The organism is Bradyrhizobium sp. P2_E8 (genome assembly GCF_056403875.1).
Window position 1 is genome coordinate 1 of the sequence record NZ_JBFUES010000921.1, and the last position, 2,978, is coordinate 2,978.

The 2,978-nt window shown below is 65.8% G+C and carries 3 protein-coding genes; all 3 read left to right on the forward strand.

Annotated features, from left to right (window positions below; genetic code table 11):
• The coding region (locus AC1D00_RS34295) for a phytanoyl-CoA dioxygenase family protein (RefSeq protein ID WP_477013725.1) at positions 1–775 on the forward strand (775 nt) is incomplete at its 5' end.
• Between the two features lie 152 nt (positions 776–927).
• Positions 928–2,241: an NAD(P)H-dependent oxidoreductase gene (locus AC1D00_RS34300; protein WP_477013726.1), complete on the forward strand. Its 1,314-nt coding sequence runs from the start codon at positions 928–930 to the stop codon at positions 2,239–2,241.
• Positions 2,242–2,424: 183 nt separating this feature from the next.
• Positions 2,425–2,978 (forward strand): TRAP transporter substrate-binding protein (locus tag AC1D00_RS34305; protein WP_477013727.1); only part of this gene is annotated, 554 nt, incomplete at its 3' end.

Below are 2,978 nucleotides of genomic sequence, written 5' to 3' on the forward strand. Positions count from 1 at the left end.
GTTCTTCCACCGCGAGGGCTGGCTGTTTTTGCCCGAATTGTTCAGCCAGGAGGAGGTCGATCTGCTCGCGCGCGAGGCGGTCGGCATCTACGATGCCAACCGGCCGGAGGTCTGGCGCGAGAAGAGCGGCGCGCCGCGCACGGCGTTTGCCGCGCATCTCTACAACGAGGCCTTCCGCATCCTGGGCGCGCATCCGCGCATGATCGACCCGGTCGAGCAATTGTTCGGCGAGCCTGTCTACATGCACCAGTTCAAGATCAACGCGAAATCGGCCTTCACCGGCGACGTCTGGCAATGGCACCAGGATTACGGCACCTGGAAGCGCGACGACGGCATGCCGGAGCCGCGCGCGATGAACATCGCGATCTTCCTCGACGAGGTGATGCCGATCAACGGTCCCCTGATGCTGGTGCCGCGCAGCCAGAATGCCGGCGATCTCGAAGCCTCGCATGACCTTGCCACCACGTCCTACCCGCTGTGGACGCTGGACGAGGCAACAGTGACGCGCCTCGTCAAGCAGGGCGGCATCGTCGCGCCCACCGGCAAGCCCGGCGGCATGCTGATGTTCCACGGCAATCTCGTGCACGGCTCGGCCGGCAACATCACGCCCTACCCGCGCAAGATCGTGTACCTGACACTGAACGCGGTCTCGAACCATATCCGCAACCCGACGCGGCCCGAGTACATCGCCCACCGCGATTTCGCGCCGATCAAGACGGTGGACGACGACGCCCTGCTGCGGCTCGCACGTGCCCCGCGGCAGGCGGCGGAGTAAGCTGTCATTCCGGGGCGACGCGTAGCGTCGAGCCCGGAATCCATTGAGCCGCAGAAACCGCGGATAAATGGATTCCGGGCTCGCGCTTCGCGCGCTCCGGAATGACGAACGCTGATAGTTCGCATCGCCCATTACACTCTTGGACATCTCCCATGAACCTCTTCCGCCTCCTCCAGGCCCGCGCGTCCGCCGGCAAGCCTGTGCGTGTCGCGCTGATCGGCGCGGGCAAATTCGGCTCGATGTTTCTGGCGCAGGTGCCGCACACGCCGGGGCTGGAGGTGCCCATCATCGTCGACATCGACCGCGAGCGCGCGCGCGAGGCCTGCCGCACGGTCGGCTGGGATGCGGCGCGCATTGCCGCGACCGTGTTCACCGATGACGGCGAACGCGCGATTGCCGGCGGCGCAATGGACGTGGTGGTGGAAGCGACCGGCAATCCGGCCGTCGGCATCAAACACGCGCGCGCCGCGATCGCGGCGGGCAAGCATATCGTGATGGTGAATGTCGAGGCCGACGTGCTGGCGGGCCCGCTGCTCGCCGAGGAAGCGCGCGAGGCGGGCGTGGTCTATTCGCTCGCCTATGGCGACCAGCCGGCGTTGACGGCGGAGATGGTCGACTGGGCCCGCGCCACCGGCTTTCGCGTCGTCGCCGCCGGCAAGGGCACGAAATATCTGCCGGCCTATCACGACGTGACGCCGGACGGCGTCTGGCAGCATTACGGCCTGACCGCCGGCGAAGCGCAGTCCGCCGGCATGAATCCGCAGATGTTCAACTCCTTCCTCGACGGCACCAAATCGGCGATCGAGATGGCCGCAATCGCCAATGCCTGCGGCCTCGACGTGCCGACGGRGGGACTGCTGTTTCCGCCCTGCGGCGTCGACGACCTGCCGCATATCATGCGGCCGCGATCGCGCGGTGGCGTGCTCGAGCGCTCCGGCGTGGTGGAAGTCGTCTCCTCGCTCGAGCGCGACGGACGGCCGGTGTTTCGCGACCTGCGCTGGGGCGTCTATGTCGTGCTGGAGGCTCCGAACGACTATGCCGCGGACTGCTTCAAGCAGTACGGCCTCAAGACCGATGCGAGCGGACGCTTTGCTGCGATGTACAAGCCCTATCATCTGATCGGGCTCGAGCTGAACATCTCGGTGCTGTCGGCCGCGTTGCGGGGCGAGCCGACCGGCCAGCCCTACGGCTTCCGCGGCGACGTCGCGGCGGTGGCAAAACGCGATCTGCGCGCCGGCGAGATGCTGGACGGCGAAGGCGGCTACACGGTGTGGGGCAAGCTGGTGCAGGCCGCCGCGAGCCTCAAGGCGGGCGCCCTGCCGATCGGCCTCGCGCATCGCTTGAAGCTGAGGCATGACGTCGCGCACGGCGCGGTCGTGCGCTGGAGCGACGTCGAATTCGACGCCGCCAACGAGACGGTGAAGATCCGCAAGGCCATGGAGGCCGCCTTCGCAGTGCAGCATTGAACGGCTGCGCCGGTAGCGCAACCAAAGTGCGCTTGATTTGCGGAACCCCTTTCGTCATCCTGAATGGGATCCGGGAATACTGAATTTCGGACACCAGGAAACGTCGGCCTGCGGCGAACATCAAAGCGGCAACAAGACCGCGATCCCTCGTCGAGGACTCGACAACACCCAGAGGGGAAACGAATGGAACGTCGTAAATTCCTGACGGCAGGCGGACTGGGCCTTGCCGCGAGTGCCGTTGCTGCGCCGGCGATCGCACAATCGATGCCGGAGGTGAAGTGGCGGCTCGCCGCGAGCTGGCCCAAGGCGCTCGACACGCTCTATGGCGGCTGCGAATATTTCTGCAAGCGCGTCGCCGAAGTCACCGACAACAAATTCCAGATCCAGCCGTTCGCTGCCGGCGAGATCGTCCCGGGCCTCCAGGTGCTCGACGCCGTGTCGAACGGCACCGTCGAGATGGGCAATACGGCGCTGTATTACTATTGGGGCAAGAACCCGGCCTTCACCTTCGGCACATCGCTGCCGTTCGGCCTGAACACGCGCGCGCATATCTCTTGGCTGCTGTTCGGCGGCGGGCAGGACCTGCTCAACAATCTCCTCAAGGAGCATAACACGATCGGCGTTCCAACCGGCTCGACCGGCGCCCAGATGGGCGGCTGGTTCCGGAAGGAGATCAAGTCGATGGAGGATTTCAAGGGCCTCAAATTCCGCGTCGGCGGCTTCGCCGGGACCATCAT